The sequence below is a fragment of the Legionella maioricensis genome, assembly GCF_023618015.1.
Lineage (GTDB): Bacteria > Pseudomonadota > Gammaproteobacteria > Legionellales > Legionellaceae > Legionella > Legionella maioricensis.
The window spans coordinates 68,550-91,495 of record NZ_JAJKBJ010000014.1; the positions used below are offsets into that span (position 1 = coordinate 68,550).

A 22,946-nucleotide genomic window follows, 5' to 3' on the forward strand; every position below is an offset into this window, starting at 1 on the left:
TGCCCTGAGCTAGTTGACCGGGAAATCAAAATAAGTATGAGGATAGGGTTCATTGTTGAGGGTGTAATGCCACCATTCATATAAATAAGGTTTAAATCCATGACGAATCATTAATTGCTGTAATAACAAACGGTTTTCTTTTTGGGCTTTACTCAAATTGGCGTAATGAATATGAGCGCTTTTATCCATACAATCAAAGCGGGTTCCCGTATCAATGGAGCCATCATTAAGATAGTTGGGTGATCGGTCATAGCAGCGTATTAAATGGGTTTTAGCCGTTTTAGATGGACTATTAGATTTAACCAGCGTTAAATCGACAGTACTGCCTCGAGTATGTCCGGAAGAAAGGGCAATGTAATCATGCTTAAATAAATTTTTTTTATTCTCACGTGGGTAGAAAGTAGCTTTTTGGCGTTGATCCGCTGGATCCTGGCTCCATTGATAAAAATAATTAACGGCCTTTTGCGGTCTATAACAATCATAGACTTTCAGCGTGTATCCTTTGGCTTTAATTTCCTGTTGCGCTTTTTTTAATTGTTCTCCGGCTTGGCGGGTTACGATACACACTCCTTTTTTATATCCTGGAATAGGATTGCCAATAAAATTATTGGCAGTAGCATAACGCATGTCCTGAATAATGTCGGGAGCTACTTCGTGAAGGTAAACAAAGCCTTTGGGTAAGGCATGGCAGGCTACATTACCCAGTGCGAGAAGAATAAGAAGCGGAATTTTTTTCATGGTCTATTTTAACAAGAACAAAACTGCTGTTTAGCATGGAATTACATTCCATGTCCAGATTGAGGGGGGCTTTTGACTTATAAAATTCAGCCACCTCGAGGTGGCTGAATTAGAGGATTAAAACAATTTTATTTATTTATAGTGGCGTGTGGTCGCTCCCCACTTCCTCGTTCACAGTTTGCGTTTTTGTATCAGCATTCACTTTTGTCGCGAATAACCCGCCAGGGCCCGTTGTTTGCAGGCTAGTTGCTATACCTAAACCAGGAGGAGCACTTCTTTCCTGGGAGAGAGCATGTGCATCTTCGTCTTGTGCTACACGGGCACGAGGCGCGTGTTCTTTTCCTTCACTTAATTTAGACATAACCCCGTAACTGCCATTCATTGTTTTGGGCCTGTCTGGATTAGACTCGTTTCGCATCGCAATAATCTCAAGCGTTTTAGACGTTCTTGCCGCATTATCAAATGCGTGGTAACTCAAAACTACTACTGCAATAGGAGCAATGATGATGGCTATTACTCCGCCCACGGTACCCAGAGGGCCTGATTTTAATCGCTCCCACCAGTTTATTGGTAAAAAATCCCATGCTTCTGCCATCATTGTGGTTAGTGATTTATGTGCTTGCATGCTTCCTGCTTTGCTTTGATGAAGGTTATCCATTGCAGAATTTTGTTCTTCAGCATAATTCCTGGATGTCCACCACCAGACGGAACCATTTTTTGCTTCAACTTTTGCAGAGGCGCCTTGGTCTACCAGACTGACAATGGATGCGGCACTTTGTAGACCTATTCTATTGTATTCGGCATCTACAGCATTTTTAAGTGCTTGTGCTGATTGCAGAACAGTATCTCCTCCTGTAGCTAAGGCAGAAAGAGCTTCTATAATCTCTCGCATTTCTGGAGAATCTTTTCCAGCTGATAAACTATCTAATATTGCGATACGGCCATTAATTGCTTGGGCGCGTTCATTACCACTTTTACAGCCGCCAATCGATGCTTCTTCAGAGTAGACTGACAAAGCTTGAAAGAGTTTGGAATATTCATGATCGAAATGTAAATTATGAGCCATTAAATTTTTTAAGCCATTTATTACTTTATCTTGAACACTCGCTACTTCTGGAGTTTCTTTATTTTTCCACTCGGCCTTTAGCTCCGCTATCATTGTTTTAGCTTGTTGTCCTGCTGGAGAGTTGGAAAAATAGGAAGGGCGTTGTGGATTGCGGAGATATTCTTTATATTTATCAAATACCTTTGCTATCTTTTCTTGTTCTTCCCCTGTAGAAGTATCGTAAAGGGTATGTAGTAATGCCATCTCTGTCATTAGAGTCGATTCTTCCCTTAACGGGTTGCCCGTGCCGTAGCCCAAGGTATCCCCAAAACCATTGACAGAAATGTTTTGGACAAAACAAAATACGGGATCAGCCCCATTATCGCGTAATTGTCTTACATTATAACGATGTGCTCCACGTAAAATATGATCCGCGCTTTGGGTTTGTAAATTCCCGTTTATATCCCCCAAAGTATCGTTGATCGCCGTGTAACTATTGTAAACAAAGGCTTTGGGTTTGCGCCCATCACCGGACAGATGTTGGGTTAAATGGTACTCTTCTTTAACAGCGACTAATTTAGTGGCTACATCGTTGATGTAAGCATTATCGTCTGCCAGGCCTTTTTTCAAGACTGGGGAAGGAGTACGTATTTGGATACGGGGGTTTTTATTTGCCTCGATACTGCCATCTGCCTTTAAACTATGAGTAATCAATTGGCGGTGAGCGAATTGCTTTCCTTCAAGGCGATCATGGGCGGTATTTTCTGAGCCTGCAATCAAGGTGGCTAAACCCAGTTCGGAGTCAAGATGCAATACATCATTAGGTGTTGCGGTAGTACCCTCAGCAACGTGTTTTATCGTTTCTTTAGCCCCATCAGGATTGGTAACGCCCTTGAGTTGTTCTTGAGTTAAAATAACGCCTGTATGTCTCACTATTTGTTTCATCATGATGCTGTGAGCTTCGGGTAATATTTCTTTGCGGGCCTTATCTAATGATTTGTTTAATTTGGCCATATCCAAAGTGCCGTTTTTCATCGCTCCTTTGAGGGCTTTGGCGTAGGCGTCCATCACTAATTGATTCACTTCAGCCATCGCGGCCTGATGCGCTGCTTCCATTTTGGCTTTAGGTAAGTTAGGAGCTATTTTTTCATAGACCCGGTTAACCAGCGCCAGATGGAAATGGTATTCCTGTTGCAAGGCAATGAGACTGCTTTTAGGTTTTGTGCCGAGCTGCTCCATTATTGCCGTAGCATTTTGGGGAGACCTGGGATTGCCTGCTTCAATTTTCACTAAAGCATTTTTTAGCTTAGTGTCGAAAATACGTTTTAATTCAGGGGTGGTATTGATATCCAGGCTTACGGTAGTGGTGGGCGTCACTTTTTTGCCCACTGCCTGATCCAAGGTTTTTATTTCGTCGGGAAGCTCTATTTTTTCTTTTATTTTTGCCATTATGGCGTTTATTTGTTCGACACTGGGAGTTATATCGATGAGCACTCGTCCTTGGGGATCGAAGGAAAGGGTGTCCCCTTTTCTTGCAGCTTCTGCAAGGGCTATTTTAGCCAATTCACTCATATATATTGCTTGAGCCTGGGCCTCGCGAGTTGTGAGTGGAGCTACCATGATGTCACCTCAGATGCGGCTTTATATTATCTATATTATAGACTTGGATAGCTTAAGAGCAGATTAAGTAATTGTTAACGTTAAATTAAGTGTTGCAGGTAGGGATTAAGTAAGTGAACATGCCCTAAATAATCCCTGAATTCATTAATAATAATCAATGGTCGTTGTGGTAACATCTAAGGGGCCTGGATAATCTGCACTTAAAATAACGGGTTCCACGACGGGGGCGATAGCTACTGGTGCGACAGTTACTTGTCGGTATTGGACGGTGGTACAACAGCAGCCTGCTGTCAGTAAAACAATCCCTAATATGATTATTCCTTTCATCATAAAACCCCATATTATTATATTTATCCAAAGTGTAGATTATGTGGTCAATTATTGCCAATAAGGATAAAAGAGTTATTCCTCTGGTTTTTGTTCATTGGCATAATAAAGAAAGGCTAATATTTGAGCGACAGCGGTATAGAGGGATTGGGGAATTTCTTCGTTGATGCGCACGGCTGCTAATAAAGCAGTCAGCTCTTCGTTTTGTTCCAGGGGGATGCCGTGTTCTTTTGCGGTGGCAATGATCTGTTCGGCAATAGTGCCTTCCCCTTTGGCGGTAACGTAGGGAACACCTGTCCCATCGTAGCGTAGGGCAATGGCCCTGGTTTTATTTTTTTTCATATCCTTATGTCCAATAATCGTAAGTTGGGTACATCAATATGATTATTTTCCAGACCAAGCTGTAATTTCCAGTGATGCAGGTTAAGTCCTGATTTACTAAGCAGCGCTCCTATTTCTTGTTGATATTCATTAAGTATATCGATGGTATCCGGTTTTTGCGCATTAATTTTAATGTCTACATTGTTGCTATATAGCGCTACAGTAGCTTGCATATCTCCCAGGCGGGACAAACTCAACGCAAAAGAAAGGCACCATTTGGATGGTTGCATGGGTTCTGCCTGATGTTGCTTAATCATTAATGGAATCACATCAATAGAGTCCAAGGTTCTGATGGGCAGATCGAGCATGATAAAATACCCCTCCTTACTGCCCTGGGATAAATGATTGATCTGACTGGCGGTAATTCTTGCAAGCACTTGGGTTAATTGCTCTGCCAAAATAGATTGTAATTCTTCAGGAGATTGTTCCAGCAGATAAAGAACTGAATCTTTAGGCAAGGGCTGTGGAATTGCTCCTGGTAAGGGTAAAGGATCTTGTTCTAATAAGGGGGACTCCCGATTGGGCAATAAGCTGCTGTTTTTTTTATTCACAGCAGGTAAGCTCTTTAACAGCCTAAGACATTGTCCTTTAAAATCAGTCCTCAACAGCCGCGGATTCATGCCTCGTTGCCATTTTAATAAAGCGGATTCAAAAAATAATCCGCTTTGATTGATGGCGTACCCTAATTGTTGGGGTAATTCCGCAATAGAAACGAAGTTATTCAAAATACCGGCAATCTGTTGCTGAATGGACTCCGGTAAGTTCTCAAAATGCGCTAATTGACTCAAGGTATTAATCAGGCTTGTGGGAGGAGCCTGTTTGGGCAAGGTCAGTAAGAGGGTATTTTGCAGTATTGAGGAAGAGAGATGGGGGTGCTGTACCTCAAGAACGGTTTGATCGGCATTGGCGATTACTTTTACCTCTAACAATTCTCCAGGAATAAAATGGTGAGAGGATTGGGCATTGAGGTTTTGGCCATTAATATTGATGAGCACTTGATCGTTGGTTAATGCAGTAACGACTACGGTTTTTAAAATTTGGCCAACATAAAGTTCTGTTGCCGGTTTAGCCAATTTTATTTCTTGTACCGGGGTTAATCGAACACTGGGAGATTTATTCATTTCAATGGCCATACACCATCCTTTCGGTTCATTTTGAATGAGTATATACTTCTCTTCTTTGTTATCGGCAAAGTGATGAATTGCTTTATAATTCACCAGGAAAGGACACCAGGATTTGAGCTGGGAACGTCATCATTTTATTAGTTTATGATTTAAAATCATATGGTTATGAATAAGCTGATTTTTTGAAGATACCCGGAGTTCTTCTGGTCATTGCGCAATCTTAATAGGGTGTAGTGATGTTAGATAGAGCCAGTGTAGTTGATGAGCAGTTTCTTAAGCGGGTACTGCGAGCAGATTTTCCAGAACCAAACAGTAGTATAAGTCCAGCGACAGCAGAATTGGATAAAAAAACTGCCCTGGATCTCTTCGATTCTCAAATTAAGTCACGACTTCTTGATTTAATTGCCAGGCAATTAAAAGAAAAAGGCTTGTCTTTTTATACTATTGGCAGCAGCGGTCATGAAGGTAATGCAGTATTGGGGCAGGTATTCAGAACCACGGATATGGCCTTTTTGCATTATCGCAGCGGAGGATTTTATTTACAGCGCGCCAAGCAATTATCCGGAACTGATGGGGTCAAAGACATCTTGTTGTCCCTCGTTGCCGCCGCCTCTGATCCCATTTCTGGGGGGCGACATAAGGTTTTTGGCAGTGTGCCTTTGCATATTCCTCCCCAAACATCGACCATTGCCTCTCATTTGCCCAAGGCCTTAGGCACGGCATTATCTATCACGCGAGCAAAAGAATTAAACCTCCCCAGTAAGCTCGCCGCAGATTCGGTGATTCTTTGCTCCTTTGGCGATGCGTCAACGAATCATGCTTCGACCCAGACTACTTTGAATGCCTGCTCCTGGATAAGCCAGCAAAATTATCCTTTACCTCTAGTGTTTATTTGTGAGGACAATGGCATTGGCATTTCAGTCCCTACTCCGGCTAACTGGATAAAATCTTCTGTCAGTTCGCGGCCAGGACTACATTATATTGCCTGTGATGGATTAAATATTGCGGATGTTTACGCCAAAGCCCAGGAAGCTGAATATTTAGCGCGCATTAAAAAACAACCGGTTTTTTTACATATGAGTTGTGTGCGTCTGCTGGGACATGCCGGTTCTGATATTGAATCGCAATACAATACTCAAGCTGAAATTGAGCATCGGGAAGCTCAAGATCCTTTATTGCATACTGCTCGTATATTATATAAAGAAGGGTGGATGAGTTTGCAGGCTATGGTCGATTTGTATCAGGATAATCGCGCTTTAATTGAAGCAAAGGCTGTTGAAGCCATTCGAGAACCCAGAATGAGCAGCGCTGATGAGGTCATGGCTTCCTTAATACCTACGATAGAAAAAAAAACAAACCTGCCAGTTCCTGATGAGACACAACGAGCTCAAGTGTTTGCCAGTGCTTATAATCAGTTAGGCCAAAAAAGAAACTTGTGCCAACACATTAACTTTGCGTTGACTGACTTGATGATGCAATACCCTAATATGTTGGTTTTTGGTGAAGATGTTGGTAAGAAGGGCGGGGTGTATCGCGTGACTGCTGACCTGCAGGCGCGCTTTGGCCAACGGCGGGTTTTTGATACGCTGCTCGATGAAACTACTATTTTAGGAACGGCAATTGGATTGGCTCATAATGGATTTATTCCGGTTCCGGAGATTCAGTTCTTAGCCTACCTGCATAATGCTGAAGATCAATTAAGAGGTGAAGCATCCACTTTATCGTTTTTTTCCAGCGGGCAATATCAAAATCCTATGGTACTTAGAATCGCCTCTCTTGCTTATCAAAAGGGATTTGGCGGGCATTTTCATAATGATAACTCCTTCGCGGTGCTTCGTGATTTACCGGGGGTGATTGTTGCTTGTCCCTCTAATGGCCCGGATGCCGCCAAAATGCTTCGTACTTGTATGTGTTTGGCCTATAAGGAAGGGCGAGTGGTGGTTTTTCTAGAGCCTATTGCCTTATATATGACTAAGGATTTGCACCGTCCCGGGGATAACGGATGGCTTTTTGATTATCCAGCTCCGCAAGAAATGATTTCTTTGGGTGAAGTGGGGGTTTACGGTGAAGGCGAGACGGTGATTTTGACCTACGCCAATGGTTATTATTTATCTCGCCAGGCGGCCAAAGTAGTGCAGGAAAAATATGGTATTGAGGTAAAAATCGTTGATTTACGTTGGCTGAGTCCTTTACCTAAAGAAGCGATTTTAAAAGAAGTGGCTACGGCAAAGCGCGTTTTAATTGTTGATGAAGGCAGACAAAGCGGCTCGCTAAGTGAAGGGTTGGTGACCTTTTTAATGGAAGAAGCGTCGTCCAATTTGAAAGTCAAACGAATTACAGGCAAAGATTGTTTTATTCCATTAGGCACTGCTTGGCAATATTTATTACCAAGTCAGGAAAGTATAGTAGAGGCGGTAATCGCATTACAGTCAGACAAAAGGGAGACAGAAAGTGGACGACTTGTTATTTCTTGATGAGCAATTGCACGACGATGAGCGCATGATACGAGACAGTGTAGCGCGCTTTGTCAGCAATGACGTAATGCCTTTAATGGCAGAGTCTTTTGAGCATGCCCATTTTCCTCGTGAGCTCATTCAAAAATCTGCCGATCTGGGATTATTGGGTTTAACGTTACCGACGCAATATGGCGGCGCGGAAGCGTCTTATGTAGCATATGGCCTCGTATGCCAAGAGCTGGAGCGGGGTGATAGTGGTTTACGCAGTTTTGTTTCCGTGCAAAGTTCTTTATGCATGTATCCTATTTTTCGTTTTGGTAATGAAGAGCAAAAAATGCGCTTTTTGCCTGCCATGGCTGCCGGCGAAATCATCGGTTGTTTTGGTTTAACCGAACCTGATTCAGGCTCAGATCCCGGAAGTATGCGTACTAATGCGAAAAAAACAGAGGGTGGCTGGATCTTAAATGGTGCCAAAATGTGGATTACCAATGCCCCTATTGCCGATATTGCCATTGTATGGGCCAAGACCGAACAGGGCATTCGTGGGTTTATTGTTGATACTAAATCCAAGGGAATGAGTTGTCCTGAAATTAAATTAAAAATGTCGTTGCGTGCCTCCATCACCGGTGAATTAGTATTCGATAATGTTTTTGTTCCTGATGAAAACCTTTTGCCGGGGTCTGAGAAGGGGTTGGGAGCTGCTTTAAGTTGCCTGAGCCAGGCGCGTTACGGCATTGCCTGGGGAGCAATGGGGGCTGCTATGGATTGTTTTGATATGGCTCGAGGTTATCTGTTAGAGCGCAAACAATTTGATAAACCTTTGGCTTCTTTTCAGTTAATCCAAAAAGATTTAGCGGATATGTACACGGAAATTATCAAAGCTCAGTGCCTTAATTTACAAATAGGCCGCTTGAAAGATCAGGGGCGAGAAAATCCTACCATGATTTCTCTGGCCAAAGGGAATGCATGTCGTGAGGCATTGAAAATTGCACGAAAATGTAGGAACCTAATGGGCGGGAATGGAATAAGTCTTGAGTATCATGTCATCAGACATATGCTTAATTTGGAATCTGTCTTTACTTATGAAGGTACGGATAACGTTCATACCTTGGTATTAGGAAGGCATATCACTGGAATTAATGCTTTTGGTTAAAAGATTTATTGGCTTTTATCGAGTTGGTTCAGGACTTCACAAGATAGAAAATCTAAAAAGTATTTCCTTGCGAGCCAAGTTTTACCGCTGTTAAGTTAAGAATAATGGTAGGTTGGGTCACGACCCAACAAAAAGCTATTGGATAGACCAGGATTCAATGGATAACAATGACGTAGTCCGGGTGAAAGCGAACGCTGTAACCCAATATTCGGCGACCCATCATCCCGGATTACGACTGCATCTCTCCATCCAGGCTACAATGTTGGGTCTAGACCAACCTACATCATTAAACTGCATTTCCCTGACTTAAATGGGCGTGAAGCTAAGTTCCTGCTGCGGGAGTTTCCCGGATGATTTTTTTGTCCTGGAATAAAGCATAAAGTTATTGATGCATAGAAAGGATTCGACTCCAGATTCACTATTCATTTCATTATTAAAGAATATTTTATTTTAATAACGGTTATCTTAAGACAATACAGGAGTTCATATGAATAACGTGAGTTTAAAAAAGGCCTTAATTCTCAGTTTACCCATATTATCTTTTAACATGCATGCTGATGTTTTAGAAAAAAAAGAGGTATTAGCCCAACAGTGCCAGGATTTATCTGTAACCGTAGCTTCTTTGATTTCAAGCCAGGCAAGAACTACTTGCGCAGAAAGACTGGGTATGGCCTCTGTTTTAATTGAAAAAGCAGGGTATTTGATTCTTGATTATGCCTATTCCAGTGCCCAGAACGAGCTGACCCATGCGGTTTCTTCTTTGCGCTATGCTGAGCTGAACAGTTGTAATCGATACATTCAAATATCGCATTCTAAATTTGAAGCGCAAAAAATTAAAAATTCGTTATAAAGAACAAGAGTTATTACTCGAATTGGGATAAATTTTTTCATTCCCGCGCAGGCGGGAAATTTAACTGAAATCTCCTAATCATCCGCATCCGCCTACAGATATCAAGCCACATGCCCGTGGTTAGCTCAAAAATCTGCTAAAATTAATAAATAAAACAATACTTTTTTAAGGCATTAAAATGGTCGATTTAGGTAAGGAACCGGATACCATCGTATCCCCGATGGATGCCTTAGCTGAAGACATGAAGTTAGAAGGCACCTCAAATGATTTGAATCAGAATCAATTTATGGGCGGCGATATGGCAAACTTACTCGGCGACGGAGTACCTGGATATGAGACAACCGGCGTAGACGGCACAGACGACGACATTGCCGAACAACAAGAAGCCTCTATAATCCCAATGACCCCCAGCCCCAAGTTAATACCCTAAACCCTTGTTATTTTCTCTCGATTTAGATATTATTCGCTACCAGTCGGGGCGTAGCGCAGCCTGGTAGCGTACTAGCATGGGGTGCTAGTGGTCGAAGGTTCAAATCCTTCCGTCCCGACCATCAATTCCCCTTTTAAATCAGTAAGTTGTATCTTTGTAGTAAAACTTCTTAAAAATCAAAAATTCTGCTAGGTGTACTTCTGGGTGTACTTTGGTAGTTAGGGTGCTTATTCTTCTTTACACATCTCTAGTAACAGCTTTTATACCATTTCTAAATTTCTTTTTTCTTTTGCCGATATATTTTTAACAAAAGGATGAAATAGGTTAGCAACAATTAAATTTTTGCTTATGGTATAAACAAAAGGGGGAATTGTGCAAAAATTGAAGATGCAGACTCTAGACATTACAGACGACAACATTGAGAAAATAGCAGCCATATTCCCTAACTGTATAACTGAAACAAAAAAGAATGGTGGAGTGGTTCGCGCTATTGATTTTGATCAATTAAAACAAGAATTATCAAAATCTCCTATTGTTGATGGTATTCAAGAACGTTATCAACTAAATTGGCCTGGCAAGCATGAAGCATTAATTCTTGCAAATATCCCTACTTCTAAAACGCTTAGGCCGTGCCGTGAAGAAAGTGTAGATTTTGATAATACTAAGAATTTATTTATTGAGGGCGATAACCTGGATGCTTTGAAGTTATTGCAAGCGTCATATATTAGTAAAATTAAAATGATCTATATTGATCCACCATATAATACAGGCAAAGATTTTGTTTATGTGGATAATTTTAGTTTAAAAGAAAAAGAATATTGCTTGAACTCGGGCCAAGTGAATGAAATTGGAAGTCGAATGATATTAAATACTGAGACTAATGGTAGGTTTCATTCTGATTGGTTAAGTATGATGTATCCCCGCTTAAAATTGGCTAGAAATTTACTTCGAGATGATGGAGTGATCTTTATTTCTATAGATGATAATGAGGTAAATAATTTAAAAAGCCTTTGTGATGAAATATTTGGAAACGAGAATTTTATTAATCAAATTTCTGTTAAATCTAAACCAACAGCAGGTGCAAGTGGCGGAGGTGAAGATATTAGGTTGAAAAAAAATATTGAATACTTGTTGTGCTATTGCAAATCGAAATTGCAATTTGAAAAATTCAATGATGTTTTTGAGAAAAAGAATTTATTCTCTTATATCAAAGAGTATCAGGAAGAAGAAAAAAGTTGGAAATATACACGAATCCTGCTCTCGTTGGGTGAGAAAGAATTTTTTTCGGAGATTTATGATGGGGCTGGAAAACCTATAAAAATATATAAACATGATGATGTGCAAATTGCTACCATTTCCGATCTTTCTAAAAAAGAAGGACTACCAGAAGAAGATATATATATAAAATATTTCGATAAAATTTTTCGAGATACAAATGCCCAGAGTTCAATCAGAGAGAGAGTAATTAACGCAACAGATAGAAATAATACTTTTTACAGTATTGAGTATATTCCCATCAGTGGCAAGAATAAAAATATTAAGACAACACTTTATTACAGAGGTAAAAATAAAGATTTGATTGCATGGCTTCATGATGTTGCCGAGAAAGAAAATGGCACAATTGTAAAAAAAAATAAAATAGGGACTCTCTGGGATGATTTTAATTGGAATAATGTATCTAAGGAAGGAGATATTCAGTTCCCTAATGGTAAAAAACCAATAGCATTTATCCAAAGAATGTTGACTCTGTGCACTAATCCAGATGAGGAAGAAATCATTCTTGATTTTTTTGCCGGTTCATCCTCAACCGCACATGCTGTTATGCAGCTAAATATGGAGGACGGTGGTAATAGAAAATTTATTATGGTTCAACTTCCTGAAAGATGTAATGAGAAATCAGACTTATTTAAATTAGGGTATACAAATATTGCTGAAATAAGCAGGCAACGCATACGCTCTGCTGGTAAAATAATTCAAAGCGAATATATAGATAAAAAAAAGGGCAGATTAATTGATTTAGGCTTTCGTTCATTAAAAATTAATGACTCCAATCTAAAAGAAGTTTACCACCAACCTATGAAACTAACACAAAGCGAGTTATCTGATCAAATTAATAACATTAAGATAAATAGGACACCAGAGGATTTGTTATTTCAAGTTTTAGTTGATTGGGGTATAGATTTAACTTTGCCTATTATGCAAAAGGTAATTTATAACAAGGAAGTATTTTTTATAGAAACAGGAAATACAAATACTTTGATAGTTTGTGTAGAAACTTGCATTAGTGAGGAGTTGGTAAAATCTTTAGCGGCCTATAAACCTGAAAAAATTGTATTTCGTGATGGAGGATTTAGAACTGATAGTTTTAAAATTAATGTAGAGCAAATCTTTAAACATTTATCACCTGAAACTGAAATTAGAATCTTATGAGGTGTCTAAAATAAAGGATATTGCATGAAATTAAAATTTAAAAAACAAGACTATCAAACAGAATCAGTTACTTCTATCGCTGATTGTTTTTTAGGCCAGCCTTACATAGGAGAAGCACAATATTACATTGAGCCAAATGGACTAACACAATTAAAAAATCTCAATGAGAGTGGATTTTGTAATCAAGAAATAATGTTAACTTCTAATCAATTGTTGAAAAACATACAAGCAGTTCAATCGAGACAATATTTACCAATATCACAAGGTTTAGAGCAGGATAGCCAAACTGGTTTTGTACCGAATTTGGTTATTGAAATGGAAACTGGTACGGGCAAAACTTATTGTTATATAAAAACCATTTTTGAATTAAATCGTAGATATGGATGGAGTAAATTTATTATAGTAGTTCCTAGTATAGCGATACGTGAAGGGGTAGCTAAATCTCTAGAAATAACGGCTGAGCATTTTTTGGAGGATTACCAAAAGAGAGTGAATTTTTTTATATATAATTCCAAAACATTGTCTGATTTAGAGAGTTTTTCATCTAATGCTGGGATTCGTGTAATGATCATTAATGTGCACGCTTTCAATGCAACAGGAAAAGATGCCAGGCGAATTCATGAAGAATTAGATGAATTTCAGTCCAGAAAGCCTATTGATGTGATTAAATTAACACGTCCTATTATGATTTTGGATGAGCCTCAGAAAATGGAGGGTGACAAAACGGTTGAATCTTTGAGGACCTTTAATCCTTTGATGATTTTACGTTATTCGGCAACTCATAAAAAAGAATATAATAAAATTTACCGACTTGATGCGTTAGATGCATATCAAAAAAAGTTAGTTAAAAAAATCTCGGTGTGTGGTATTTCAGTTAGAGGCATTCGAGGTAGTAATTCATATCTGTATCTTGAATCTATAGATATCTCACAAGATAAACCACCAGTTGCAAGAATTGAAATGGTAGTAAAGCATAAGACTCTGAAAAGACTCAATCGATTGATAGGCAAAAATGACAATTTATTCGAAATATCAAAGATGGATGCTTATAAGGGATTCCTTGTTGCGGATATAAATGCTAATACACGGACGCTGCATTTTTCAAATGGAGAAGTAATTAAAGTAGGCGAGGTGATTGGCGATCCAGACGAATCAGTGTTAAGACGCATTCAGATCCAAGAAACAATTAAAGCACATTTTGAAAAGGAACAAGATTTATTCCACAAAGGAATTAAGGTTTTGTCTTTGTTCTTTATTGATGAGGTAGCAAAATACCGTTGCTATGATGCACCAGATGGAGATGATCGAGGTGAATATGCCAAGATCTTTGAAGAAGAATATGATAGATATTTGAATCAAATTTTACAGACGGTGGATGGTGACTATAAGAATTATTTAGAGCGAATTGAGTCCTTTAAAACGCATAACGGTTATTTTTCTAAAGATAAAAAGAGCCAACGATTGGTTGATCCACATCTTTTTAAAAAGACTGGTGAAACTGATGACGTAGATGCTTACGATTTAATTTTAAAGGATAAAGAGCGACTATTATCACTGTCCCCTGAAACGTCTCCAGTACGGTTTATTTTTTCTCATTCTGCATTACGTGAGGGATGGGATAACCCCAATGTTTTTGTCATCTGTACTCTGAAACATAGCGACAGTTCTATTTCTCGTCGCCAAGAAGTAGGGCGTGGGATGCGGCTGGCCGTGAATCAACACGGTGAGCGCATGGATGACCCTACTACAGTACATGAAACAAATGTACTAACGGTTGTAACTAATGAAAGTTATGCCGATTTTGTTACTGCTTTACAAAAAGACATTCGAGAGTCGTTGGCTTCAAGACCAAGGGTTGCCGATACGACCTATTTTTTAGGTAAACAATTGAATACAGAAGATGGTACTATTGAGATGAATCGTCAATTAGCTGTGAAACTGGAGAATTATTTATTTGAGAACGAATATGTAAATGAGAGTAATTATCTAACACCCAATTATGTAAATGCTAAAATCGCACACACGCTTGCTCCGCTACCTGAGGAATTAAAACCATATACAGATCAAATTTGGATGCTTTTAGATACCATTCTGAGTGACGATATCAAGCCAGTAATTGAGGATGAGCGTCTATCTAAATTAAACAAACTAAATGCAAACTTCCACAAGAAAGAGTTTCAGTCTCTCTGGAAAAAAATAAATAGGAAAGCTATTTACACAGTACAATTTAATAGCAATGAATTAATTAAAAAAAGTACTATTGCTTTAAACGAAGGACTCAAAGTTGCGAAAATATCCTATGTTATAGAACGCGGGATTCAAAACAAAGATTTCAATACCGATGATCTTGCTCATGGCAAAGCATTTCAATTAAATCGAACTGAAACACCATACGATGGGGTAGTAGATAGATCAGGAGTAAAATATGATTTAATTGGTAAGTTAACCACTGAAACTAATCTAACACGTAAAACAATAGCCCATATTTTACAAGGGATTGATTCAGCTGTATTCGAGCAATATCAGCAGAACCCTGAAGATTTTATTCTAAAGGCAGCAAAGATAATTCAAGAACAAAAAGCCGCTGTTGTCGTGGAACACTTAACTTATGACGCTTTAGCAGGAACCTATGATTCAACTATTTTTACTCATAAAAAAATACGACAAGATCTAAGCAAGGCTGAACCAGTCAAACATCATATTTATGACTATGTTTTTACTGACTCAGACCAAGAACGTAAATTCGTTAAAGAATTAGATAAAAGTGCAGAGGTCATTGTTTATGCTAAGCTGCCTAGAGATTTTTACATCCCGACTCCCGTAGGAAAATATACTCCTGATTGGGCAATAGCATTTAATGAAGGTTCGGTAAAGCATGTATACTTTATTGCTGAGACAAAAGGCTCTTTGGATACCATGGAATTACGGCGTATTGAAGATTACAAAGTTAAATGTGCGCGTAAGTATTTTAAAAAGCTAACCTCTGATCAAGTGAAATACGATGTTATTAATGATTATGATCAGTTGATGCAGCTAGTTCGTTAAAACCAGTATCCGCGTTAGTTATTAAATTTTTAGATTAACAATTTTCATAATATTTTGCTCTTATAGCCCGAGCCGCTGACATTTCCAGGCCATTTATTTCTGAAAACTCAATAAGATATTCTTCTATAAGATTCAGGATAAGATCAGCCTCTTCGGCAATCCCCTTAATTTTATCGAAGAGACCTTGCAGGCTACGTGCAGAAGAAAAATCATTTTTGCTTTGATACATACATTTATGTATCAACCAATTCCTCTTCGGTAAGAAATTGGCTAAAACTTGTTGCAATGATTCGGGAAATATATTCTCTTGATCAACTATTTTAATAGCTTTTCCGAGAGTATAAGAACGGTATTCATCTAAAATCTTATTACCTTGTTCTAAAGGCAAATTATAAGGCTTCTTAACATGCTTTTTCAAAGTGATTGAATGGCTAAGTACATCTTCTAAATGTTGAATCATCCATACAGCTTCTCCTATTAGACAGTATAGAAGCATTTCATCCTGGCTAACAGGCTTCGTTTTAAATGTTGATGACATAATTGACTATGGGCTGATAGTTTAAAAGTCATGATAATGCCTTTTAATTCGGTTGATGGCTATCATTTTTGAACGATAATTCCGTTGCGTCTTTATCCAAGATAAGTTTTAGTAATGTTCAATCGAGAATGACCAAGTTCACGGCTAATAATGGATCTCGCTCGCCTATCAATTTGCTTCTCTTCATGATTGAGTTCTTTTGTAGGTTTTCCACCCGCTATAGGACAGATTAATCCAATTTTTAAAGAATCAAATTCTTTAGTCAATTCGGTATATCGGCGTTGAGCGTATGCATGACGCAGGCCATGCAATTTACAGACGCCCATTAACTTAGTTTGTTGTTGATAATGACCTAAATTTTGCTTATAAGTTCTTTCCGTAGGAATTAGGGACTCACCCCGTCTTATCTGTTGCCAGACTTTTGATAGCCATTTCATTTGTTCATCATTGGTGATTTTAAGCAATCGACCGATACCGCCTTTTGTCCAACTGGGTTTGATATGCAAACAATCACCATGCCATGCTTCACTGACTACAAATTTCATGGATTCTTCCCTACGTAGACCAAAAAGCATTTGTGCTTCCAGTGAAAGGCGTATGTGCGGATCGGTACATAAGTCTAAATCGATATGGTGGATGGCTTTATTTTGAGTAGGAATATAAGTGCGCTTATCAATTTGATAGGAGTCATTACCAGTTTTAACCAGTTTAGGCTTATCCAGAAAATAAGCGAGTTTACGCAGTTTGGACATGTAATTTTTGATAGTTGCTGGACTCTTGCCTTGTTTTTTCCAATGTTCAACAAGCACATAAATATGTTTGGGCTTTAGGCCATTTAAATGGCTAACTTTAAAACCCAATTCATGCAGATCTTTCATGCAACGATTAATCATATGCTTCATATCCGCCTTACTGGCATAGGAATAACCCTGCATTTGTTTAATTAATTGGTGTACCGAGTAAAGTGCACTGCGCAGTTTATTGCTCATTGAGATAACTCCAAAGTGTGGTACGGGATTTCAGACCCATTTCATCCATGATGAGTAAGGACAAACGGTAATGGGATATTTGAGATGATAGTTGTGAACTTAATTGTTGGGCATAAAGATAACGCCAGCATTTCTTACTGGGTAACTTTGAGGACTTCATCGCTTTTTGCCAGCTAAAACAGATAGCTCTATAACCATGAGTGGTAATAAGACATCCGTTTCCTTGGGTTAATGTATTAAAATCCTGTATAAGCTTTATTTGGGCTTCGGAGCGAATAGGAATCTTCCTATCCTTGCTGTTAAAAGTGATTTCTCGTGTCAGTAGTAATTCATGCTCTTGGATATGTACTCCTGGCAAAATGCGCATGGCTTCGCTCAAGGTCAAGCCAAAATGAATTTGAAAACCTAAAAGGATTTTGGCAATGGGATCATTGATCTTATCAAGCAAATCAGCAGAAGTTTTTCGAGTTTTCTTCTTAATTTTTTTAGTTTGCAAACCAAGACTGTGATTATCAATATTTTCAGCAGTATGACCCACATGGTTTAGAAATTTTCGGATGATGGTCATGTAATTCATAAGGGTCGAAGGTTTAACCTTTTTCTTATGCCAATGTTGAATCAGGTGTTGCAAATGGATGGAAGTCAAACCCGGCCAATTGGATGGCGCAAGGCCAAGAACAAAGAGATCCTCAATCATCCTAAGAATAACAAAGCGACGGTATTTTTTGCCACGAGGGCTACCGCTATTATCATGATCCAGATACTGGCTTGCTATTTGTCTTAAAGAGTGTTTGCGCATAATTTTATTCAATCAATTTATTTGCCCTGTCTTTGGTTTAGTGTTAATCGAGCGATTCACTCAAAGAGGATATCCAGCTTGCGCTGCAAGGCTCGAAATGGTGGGACAAATCAAGGTTAATGATTATTGTGGTACAACGGTTTTTTAGTGGTTTATCTCCTTATTGTTTAAATACAAAAACGCACGGCAATCCAACAGCAGCTGCCGCTGATCCATGGTTAATAAAGAAGTGATTATTAACTTATCTACCCGATGGTAGCCTATCCTAGAACTACAGATTCCCGACTAGACGTCCAGCCACAGGTTAAGGGATGAGAATGGCTTAGCATAAGACCCGAGGGTTTCGCCTGAGTTGCACAGGCTCATCAGTTATGCTTATGAAAAATTTAGCAAAGGTGAGATCTTGGGGCAATAGGTTTAAGAGGAATATTTTGTTCAATCCTGTGGTGTGGGATTGGATTTTATTTGTTAATTGTTTGATTTTAAATTTGAATTTTAAGGAAGTTTGTCTGCGTCACTGCATAAGTGATGCAGTGACGCACAATGAAACCACCTTCAAATATAAGTTAGGTCATTAAACAAATAAAACATTTGTATGTTGAGAAGTTATTCTTAAGGGTTTTATTATGTTGAAAATAGGCATTATAAGGAGGAAATAATAGGTATTTTCATATATAGTTACCTTAAATTGCAGATTAGTTAAATTCGCATTAATGTGCGATTTGATGTCATTTTGTTAATATATAACACTATTTGTATTGCTTATGTATATACAAGGAGCTACAATTAAAGTGAAGCTAAATAATTTAATTATTAGTAATAGGATTTTGCTCAAGCTAAAAAGCAAGCATAATGTTGATGTCAATGAAATTGAGGAATGTTTCTTAAACAGGACAAAAGGTTTGCTTATAGATACTAGACTTAATCATAAGACAACACCGCCAACTTATTGGTTTATCTCAAGTACGAATGTTGGACGAGAACTTAAGATAGTATACATTGAGTTACCGGATGGACGATATGAAATTAAATCAGCTTATGCTCCCAACCCTACAGAGGTGAGAATTTATGCACAATACGCATGATGAAAAATATGAGGCTGCTTGGGAAAATGGTGACTATGGAGCATCAGAGGAGTTTGTCCAAAAAGCAGCAAATGAAATTGAGAGAAATCTTGATGATAAATTAGGATTGCAAATAATTTCTATTAGACTACAAAAAGATTTAATAGAAAAATTAAAAATATTAGCGAAAGAAAGTGGTCTAGGATATCAACCTTTTATTCGATTGTTATTAACTAAATATGTTTGTGAACAATCAGAAAAATCAAATATTTTTTCAGAAATACAAAATGATAAATCGAAAGATATAAATTATATCATTGAAAAATCTAAATTCTAATTCAATTACAACAATACATTTTAGAATATGTGGGGTCTATTTTGACCCTATATATTTATCTTTAGTTATGAGTTTATATTAATAACTTAATGTACTTAGATAATTGAATGCTTTATTAGATTGCTTTTATCTTTTTTCAGCTTTTATTATTTTTGAGTATTGCCAAGCCAATTTTTTTGACCTAACCAACTTGCAGGATAAGGCCAGTAAGCTCCTGACTGATTAGCTTCTGTTAACTGTTTTTGCAGTCTATCCATGATCAGTACAAAAAGGTTCTCATCAGGGTCAATTTGCTGAAATTTCTTCCATGCTTCAGCTTTATAGCTGGGTAGAGGATAGACTTCCCAGAATTGTTCGAATTTTTGGTATAGCTCTTTTAGGTTATTGCCGGGTTTCGGCGTGAAATCTGGTTTTGACAAATAGGCTGGTTTTCCGGTTTTCATTGATTTCAGATTCTCTGGTGGTGCTGACTGGTTCTGTTCTACTTGTGTGGGCGAGCTATTTTCAGGCTGAGATTTAGTTTCAATATCTACAGGTTCATATGGGTTAGCCAGAAGGCATTTCACAATGAGGTTTTTGGTTGTGGAACGAATTTCTATAATGCCTTGACGAGCTAGTGATTTAATTACGCGTTTCATTTGTTGGTGACTAGGGCAGCCTGTTTTTACGCCTTTGATTGGTGCGACATAAAGTGTTTCTCTAAGCGATTGGTAGCTGATTTTTCGTTTAATGCCGACCATGAATGTCTTTCTGTCCATGTAGGGACGGATGCCCATGAGATAGACCACTCTTTGCATGAGAGGGATTTCACTGAGTGCGTCCAGTTCGTAGGTGGTGACGAATAAGAAATCCATTTTTACTCCTGTTTTAACCTTCTATTTTTATTTCAATTGATATCAAACGCTATCAATCGATGACATTTAGATAACCAAGATGCATTAAACTTGATTCATTCTAGGAAATTGGTGGAGAGTGTCAATAGGGGAAATAGGTTTGATAGTAAATGATATTAAATGAACCTTTTATTTTTTTATTGAGAAGTTTTTTGCATTGGTAATTGGTTATTTTTGTTCAAAATTGTTTAAAAATTTTTTACTTCGCGCGCGTAAACACATAAAAAACAGATTTTGGAGTTATGAGGTGGGTCGGCCTGGAGAATTTTGCTTTGTCTGGTTTTTAGATTCGACAGGTTATTTCTCCTTGCTAGTACTGAATCTTCCTATGTCGGGTTTGTGCCGGGTTGATGTGTCGGGTTAAGGTCGGCCTTGTTTTGGACGGATTTAGGCTCATTGATTTTGGGAGTTAAAAAATTGTGGTGAAAGTTTAGTTTAATGGTTATCTATTGATGATGTTTATTTAAATCGGAGTGTTTGTCAAAGGTTTTTTCTACCTGTTATTGATTGAATATATATGAAGTTATTTTCAAACTGTGACAAATTGTCAGGGTTTAATTTAATCAAAATCAGACAAAGTCTTACCATTTATTTAAATTTGGTAAGACTTTGTCTGATTTTGAGATGGAAGATAAATTGTAAATAAATTTTGAGTAGATCGGGGGAACGTTTATGCGCAAAGATTTAATCGAATCGGCTTGGGCTTTTTGCGTTCGGCATTCACAAATACTCTGCTTTTTTTAAAGTTTAAATAGAAATTCTTTCGTTCAGCTTGAGTCTTGGTCTGTGTCTGTTCGATAATGTAAATTCGTAACACTTGTTCGGTATTTTCATTCATGCTGGTTATCTCATCCCCGCATTTTTCCCACTTACTGACCGCGGTATGTGATTCATGAACCACTGTTTTGCCAAATTCTCGTAGGGGCATAGAAAAATAAGAGCGAATGAATTTAACTTGATTGCCAGTTAATCTTTCTTCCTGAATTGCTAATTTTTTTATTAACTCATCAGCAATGTATTGGACATCAATTTTTGGAAGCCATTCTTCATTGAACTTAATCATTTCTACGTTTTCTAATTCGATAAGAAAGCCTAAGCCTTTATATAAAAACAGTGGTTCGATTTTTGTTTTCATCCTTTAGCCTAAGTGAAAGTTCATTATCCTAATAAGTACGGTATAGGTAGTTAGTAACGATTAATCTTATGCTGAATAAAATTTTTTGTAAACTAAGTTTACTTTGGCTGTTATTAAAAATAAGATTGACCTCTTATTAGAGGCTATTAGAGAAGGAAAGTGGTTTTTATTAAATATATTTAAAAATCATATTGTTATATTTAAAAAATCATGGAGCATGTCTTTCTTGTTCTCTTTGGATAATGAAAGGATCTGTCCCTGTCTTTGTAAAGGAAGCCAGTATTTGGATTTAAACGTTATCATATTAGTGTAAAAATTTTATGTGATAGCATGTGCACTCATTTATGGCAAGTAATTGTAGCTAAGGTAGGCGATAAGAAATGAAGAAGATAATAAATTTAAAGACAATGAGTTATGTTGTTTTCACATTTTGCTTTTTAATTTTTTTGTATCAGGTAATAAGTGCTAATTATAAATTTTCCCTAGTCTGGTTTGTCGGAATTCTCACCCTAACGCTATTTCTAATAAGTTCTAACAATGAAAATGAACAAGGAGAGTCACTCATTCGGTTTTTTAAAGCCTTTGGAGTAGTTGCCACTTTTTATCTAGGGGGGCAAGAGTTAGAGCAAATTAGAACTAACGGAAATCAAAGTCTTCAAGCCAACATATTAAATTTGAAGATAACCGAGAGTAAGCTTGAGAATGAAACGTTTGCAGCGATGTTAAATACATTAGCATCACCTCAGCTAGAAGTTAGAGTTGGGGGAATCTATGCTTTAGAAAATTTGGCTCGAACCAATAAAGATTTTTATTGGCCAGTCCTTCATACGTTAATATCATATGTAAAAAACCATCGCTCTATTGATTCTAATGACAAAAGATTGCCATATAATGAAAAGATTCAAACTGATATTCAAGCAATCTTAAATTTTGTAGTCGAAGGAGAATATGACATGCCTCATACCACTTCTGATAGTCTTGATTTATCGCATATTCATTTGGTAAATGTGGACTTATCTAGAGGTAAGTTAGCTTATGTTAATTTTGAGGGCAGTATATTAGAAAATATAGATTTTAATGGAGCTGATCTGACCGAGGCGAATTTTAGAAATTCTAATCTTAGCAATGTGCATTTTTCCAATGCCGATTTAACTCAGTCAAATTTTACTAATGCCAAATTAACTCGAGTAGATTTTCTTGCTGCCAATTTGGAGTCTAGTAAATTTGGGAAGGCTAATTTTATTGATGGAAAGAAAAATTACACTTGGCTTTTTTCTGATGTCAAATTAGCGGGTGCAAATTTTTGTCTTGGGTTTGATACAGAAAAAAGAGATTCGATATTTGAATGTGCCTCAGGACTAAAGTGTAATGATTTTAAACTTTCTAAATTATTTAATACTACTAAGCTTCCGGAGGAGTTAACTTCTTGTAATTTTGTAATAAATCAAGATCCGAATGAGTTAAAAATCCGTGAAGCAATAAAGAGTGGGAATTTAGCTGCTATCCCAAGCTCGATTGGAGGCAGAGTTATTTATAAACGTATTCCTTCTGTATAAAACTTAAAAATGCAATTTATAGAGCTATATTGTATT

General features: G+C 37.8%; 19 protein-coding genes and 1 tRNA gene. 10 read left to right on the forward strand and 10 right to left on the reverse strand.

All coding sequences use genetic code 11. From position 1 onward, the window contains the following. Positions 1-9 precede the first annotated feature (9 nt). The 5 genes from LOX96_RS11915 to fliK form a co-directional block, all read right to left on the reverse strand. Positions 10-738: a M15 family metallopeptidase gene (locus LOX96_RS11915; RefSeq protein WP_250421996.1), complete on the reverse strand. Its 729-nt coding sequence runs from the start codon at positions 736-738 to the stop codon at positions 10-12. A gap of 136 nt (positions 739-874) precedes the next feature. After that, positions 875-3,403 carry a hypothetical protein gene (locus tag LOX96_RS11920; protein WP_250421995.1) on the reverse strand — a complete coding sequence of 843 codons (2,529 nt, stop codon included), beginning with the start codon at positions 3,401-3,403 and terminating at the stop codon, positions 875-877. Positions 3,404-3,547: 144 nt separating this feature from the next. Beyond that, entirely contained in the window at positions 3,548-3,733 is a 186-nt protein-coding gene (locus LOX96_RS11925; protein WP_250421994.1) for a hypothetical protein, read from the reverse strand. 72 nt (positions 3,734-3,805) lie between these two features. Next, the gene (locus tag LOX96_RS11930) at positions 3,806-4,072 is read right to left on the reverse strand and encodes an EscU/YscU/HrcU family type III secretion system export apparatus switch protein (RefSeq protein ID WP_250421993.1); all 267 of its coding nucleotides are present in this window, start codon (positions 4,070-4,072) and stop codon (positions 3,806-3,808) included. Beyond that, a complete protein-coding gene (fliK, locus tag LOX96_RS11935) occupies positions 4,069-5,328 on the reverse strand; it encodes a flagellar hook-length control protein FliK (RefSeq protein WP_250421992.1) in 1,260 nt (419 codons plus the stop codon). The genes LOX96_RS11930 and fliK overlap by 4 nt, the downstream gene beginning before the upstream one ends. Positions 5,329-5,471: 143 nt before the next feature. Here fliK and LOX96_RS11940 point away from each other — a divergent pair, with 143 nt between their 5' ends. The 7 genes from LOX96_RS11940 (at position 5,472) to LOX96_RS11970 (ending at position 15,599) form a co-directional block, all read left to right on the forward strand. Then, positions 5,472-7,709 (forward strand): dehydrogenase E1 component subunit alpha/beta, encoded by a 2,238-nt coding sequence (locus LOX96_RS11940; protein ID WP_250421991.1) that lies wholly within the window; start codon positions 5,472-5,474, stop codon positions 7,707-7,709. Then, the gene (locus LOX96_RS11945) at positions 7,687-8,844 is read left to right on the forward strand and encodes an acyl-CoA dehydrogenase family protein (RefSeq protein WP_250421989.1); all 1,158 of its coding nucleotides are present in this window, start codon (positions 7,687-7,689) and stop codon (positions 8,842-8,844) included. The genes LOX96_RS11940 and LOX96_RS11945 overlap by 23 nt, the downstream gene beginning before the upstream one ends. A 487-nt stretch (positions 8,845-9,331) precedes the next feature. After that, positions 9,332-9,694 carry a hypothetical protein gene (locus LOX96_RS11950; RefSeq protein ID WP_250421988.1) on the forward strand — a complete coding sequence of 121 codons (363 nt, stop codon included), beginning with the start codon at positions 9,332-9,334 and terminating at the stop codon, positions 9,692-9,694. A gap of 220 nt (positions 9,695-9,914) precedes the next feature. Next, complete coding sequence (locus LOX96_RS11955; protein WP_250421987.1) at positions 9,915-10,124, forward strand: hypothetical protein; 210 nt, start codon at positions 9,915-9,917, stop codon at positions 10,122-10,124. A gap of 44 nt (positions 10,125-10,168) precedes the next feature. Next, a tRNA-Pro gene (locus LOX96_RS11960) sits at positions 10,169-10,245 on the forward strand. Positions 10,246-10,496: 251 nt separating this feature from the next. After that, positions 10,497-12,554, forward strand: coding sequence for a site-specific DNA-methyltransferase (locus LOX96_RS11965; protein ID WP_250421986.1), 2,058 nt, complete (start codon positions 10,497-10,499; stop codon positions 12,552-12,554). 24 nt (positions 12,555-12,578) lie between these two features. Then, positions 12,579-15,599 (forward strand): type III restriction-modification system endonuclease, encoded by a 3,021-nt coding sequence (locus LOX96_RS11970; protein WP_250421985.1) that lies wholly within the window; start codon positions 12,579-12,581, stop codon positions 15,597-15,599. A 34-nt stretch (positions 15,600-15,633) separates the two neighbouring features. Here LOX96_RS11970 and LOX96_RS11975 read toward each other — a convergent pair whose 3' ends face one another. The 3 genes from LOX96_RS11975 to LOX96_RS11985 form a co-directional block, all read right to left on the reverse strand. Beyond that, positions 15,634-16,059, reverse strand: coding sequence for a hypothetical protein (locus tag LOX96_RS11975; RefSeq protein ID WP_147292365.1), 426 nt, complete (start codon positions 16,057-16,059; stop codon positions 15,634-15,636). 170 nt (positions 16,060-16,229) lie between these two features. Then, positions 16,230-17,126, reverse strand: a complete 897-nt coding sequence (locus tag LOX96_RS11980) for a phage integrase N-terminal domain-containing protein (protein WP_045106969.1) — start codon at positions 17,124-17,126, stop codon at positions 16,230-16,232. After that, complete coding sequence (locus LOX96_RS11985) at positions 17,116-17,925, reverse strand: phage integrase N-terminal domain-containing protein (protein WP_250421984.1); 810 nt, start codon at positions 17,923-17,925, stop codon at positions 17,116-17,118. Before LOX96_RS11985 ends, LOX96_RS11980 begins: the two co-directional genes overlap by 11 nt. Before the next feature lie 791 nt (positions 17,926-18,716). Between LOX96_RS11985 and LOX96_RS11990 the strand changes: the two genes are divergently transcribed. Next, positions 18,717-19,010, forward strand: a complete 294-nt coding sequence (locus LOX96_RS11990) for a hypothetical protein (RefSeq protein ID WP_197541144.1) — start codon at positions 18,717-18,719, stop codon at positions 19,008-19,010. Next, on the forward strand, positions 18,994-19,326 hold the full coding sequence (locus LOX96_RS11995) for a CopG family antitoxin (protein WP_045106966.1): 333 nt from the start codon (positions 18,994-18,996) through the stop codon (positions 19,324-19,326). The genes LOX96_RS11990 and LOX96_RS11995 overlap by 17 nt, the downstream gene beginning before the upstream one ends. A gap of 146 nt (positions 19,327-19,472) precedes the next feature. Here the strand turns inward: LOX96_RS11995 and LOX96_RS12000 are convergent, their stop codons facing one another. Beyond that, complete coding sequence (locus tag LOX96_RS12000) at positions 19,473-20,180, reverse strand: Vir protein (protein WP_250421983.1); 708 nt, start codon at positions 20,178-20,180, stop codon at positions 19,473-19,475. 709 nt (positions 20,181-20,889) lie between these two features. Continuing rightward, entirely contained in the window at positions 20,890-21,354 is a 465-nt protein-coding gene (locus tag LOX96_RS12005) for a hypothetical protein (RefSeq protein ID WP_045106964.1), read from the reverse strand. Positions 21,355-21,734: 380 nt separating this feature from the next. On the opposite strand from LOX96_RS12005, the gene LOX96_RS12010 reads away from it, so the two are divergent. Then, positions 21,735-22,910, forward strand: coding sequence for a pentapeptide repeat-containing protein (locus LOX96_RS12010; protein WP_052673728.1), 1,176 nt, complete (start codon positions 21,735-21,737; stop codon positions 22,908-22,910). Positions 22,911-22,946: the final 36 nt, after the last annotated feature.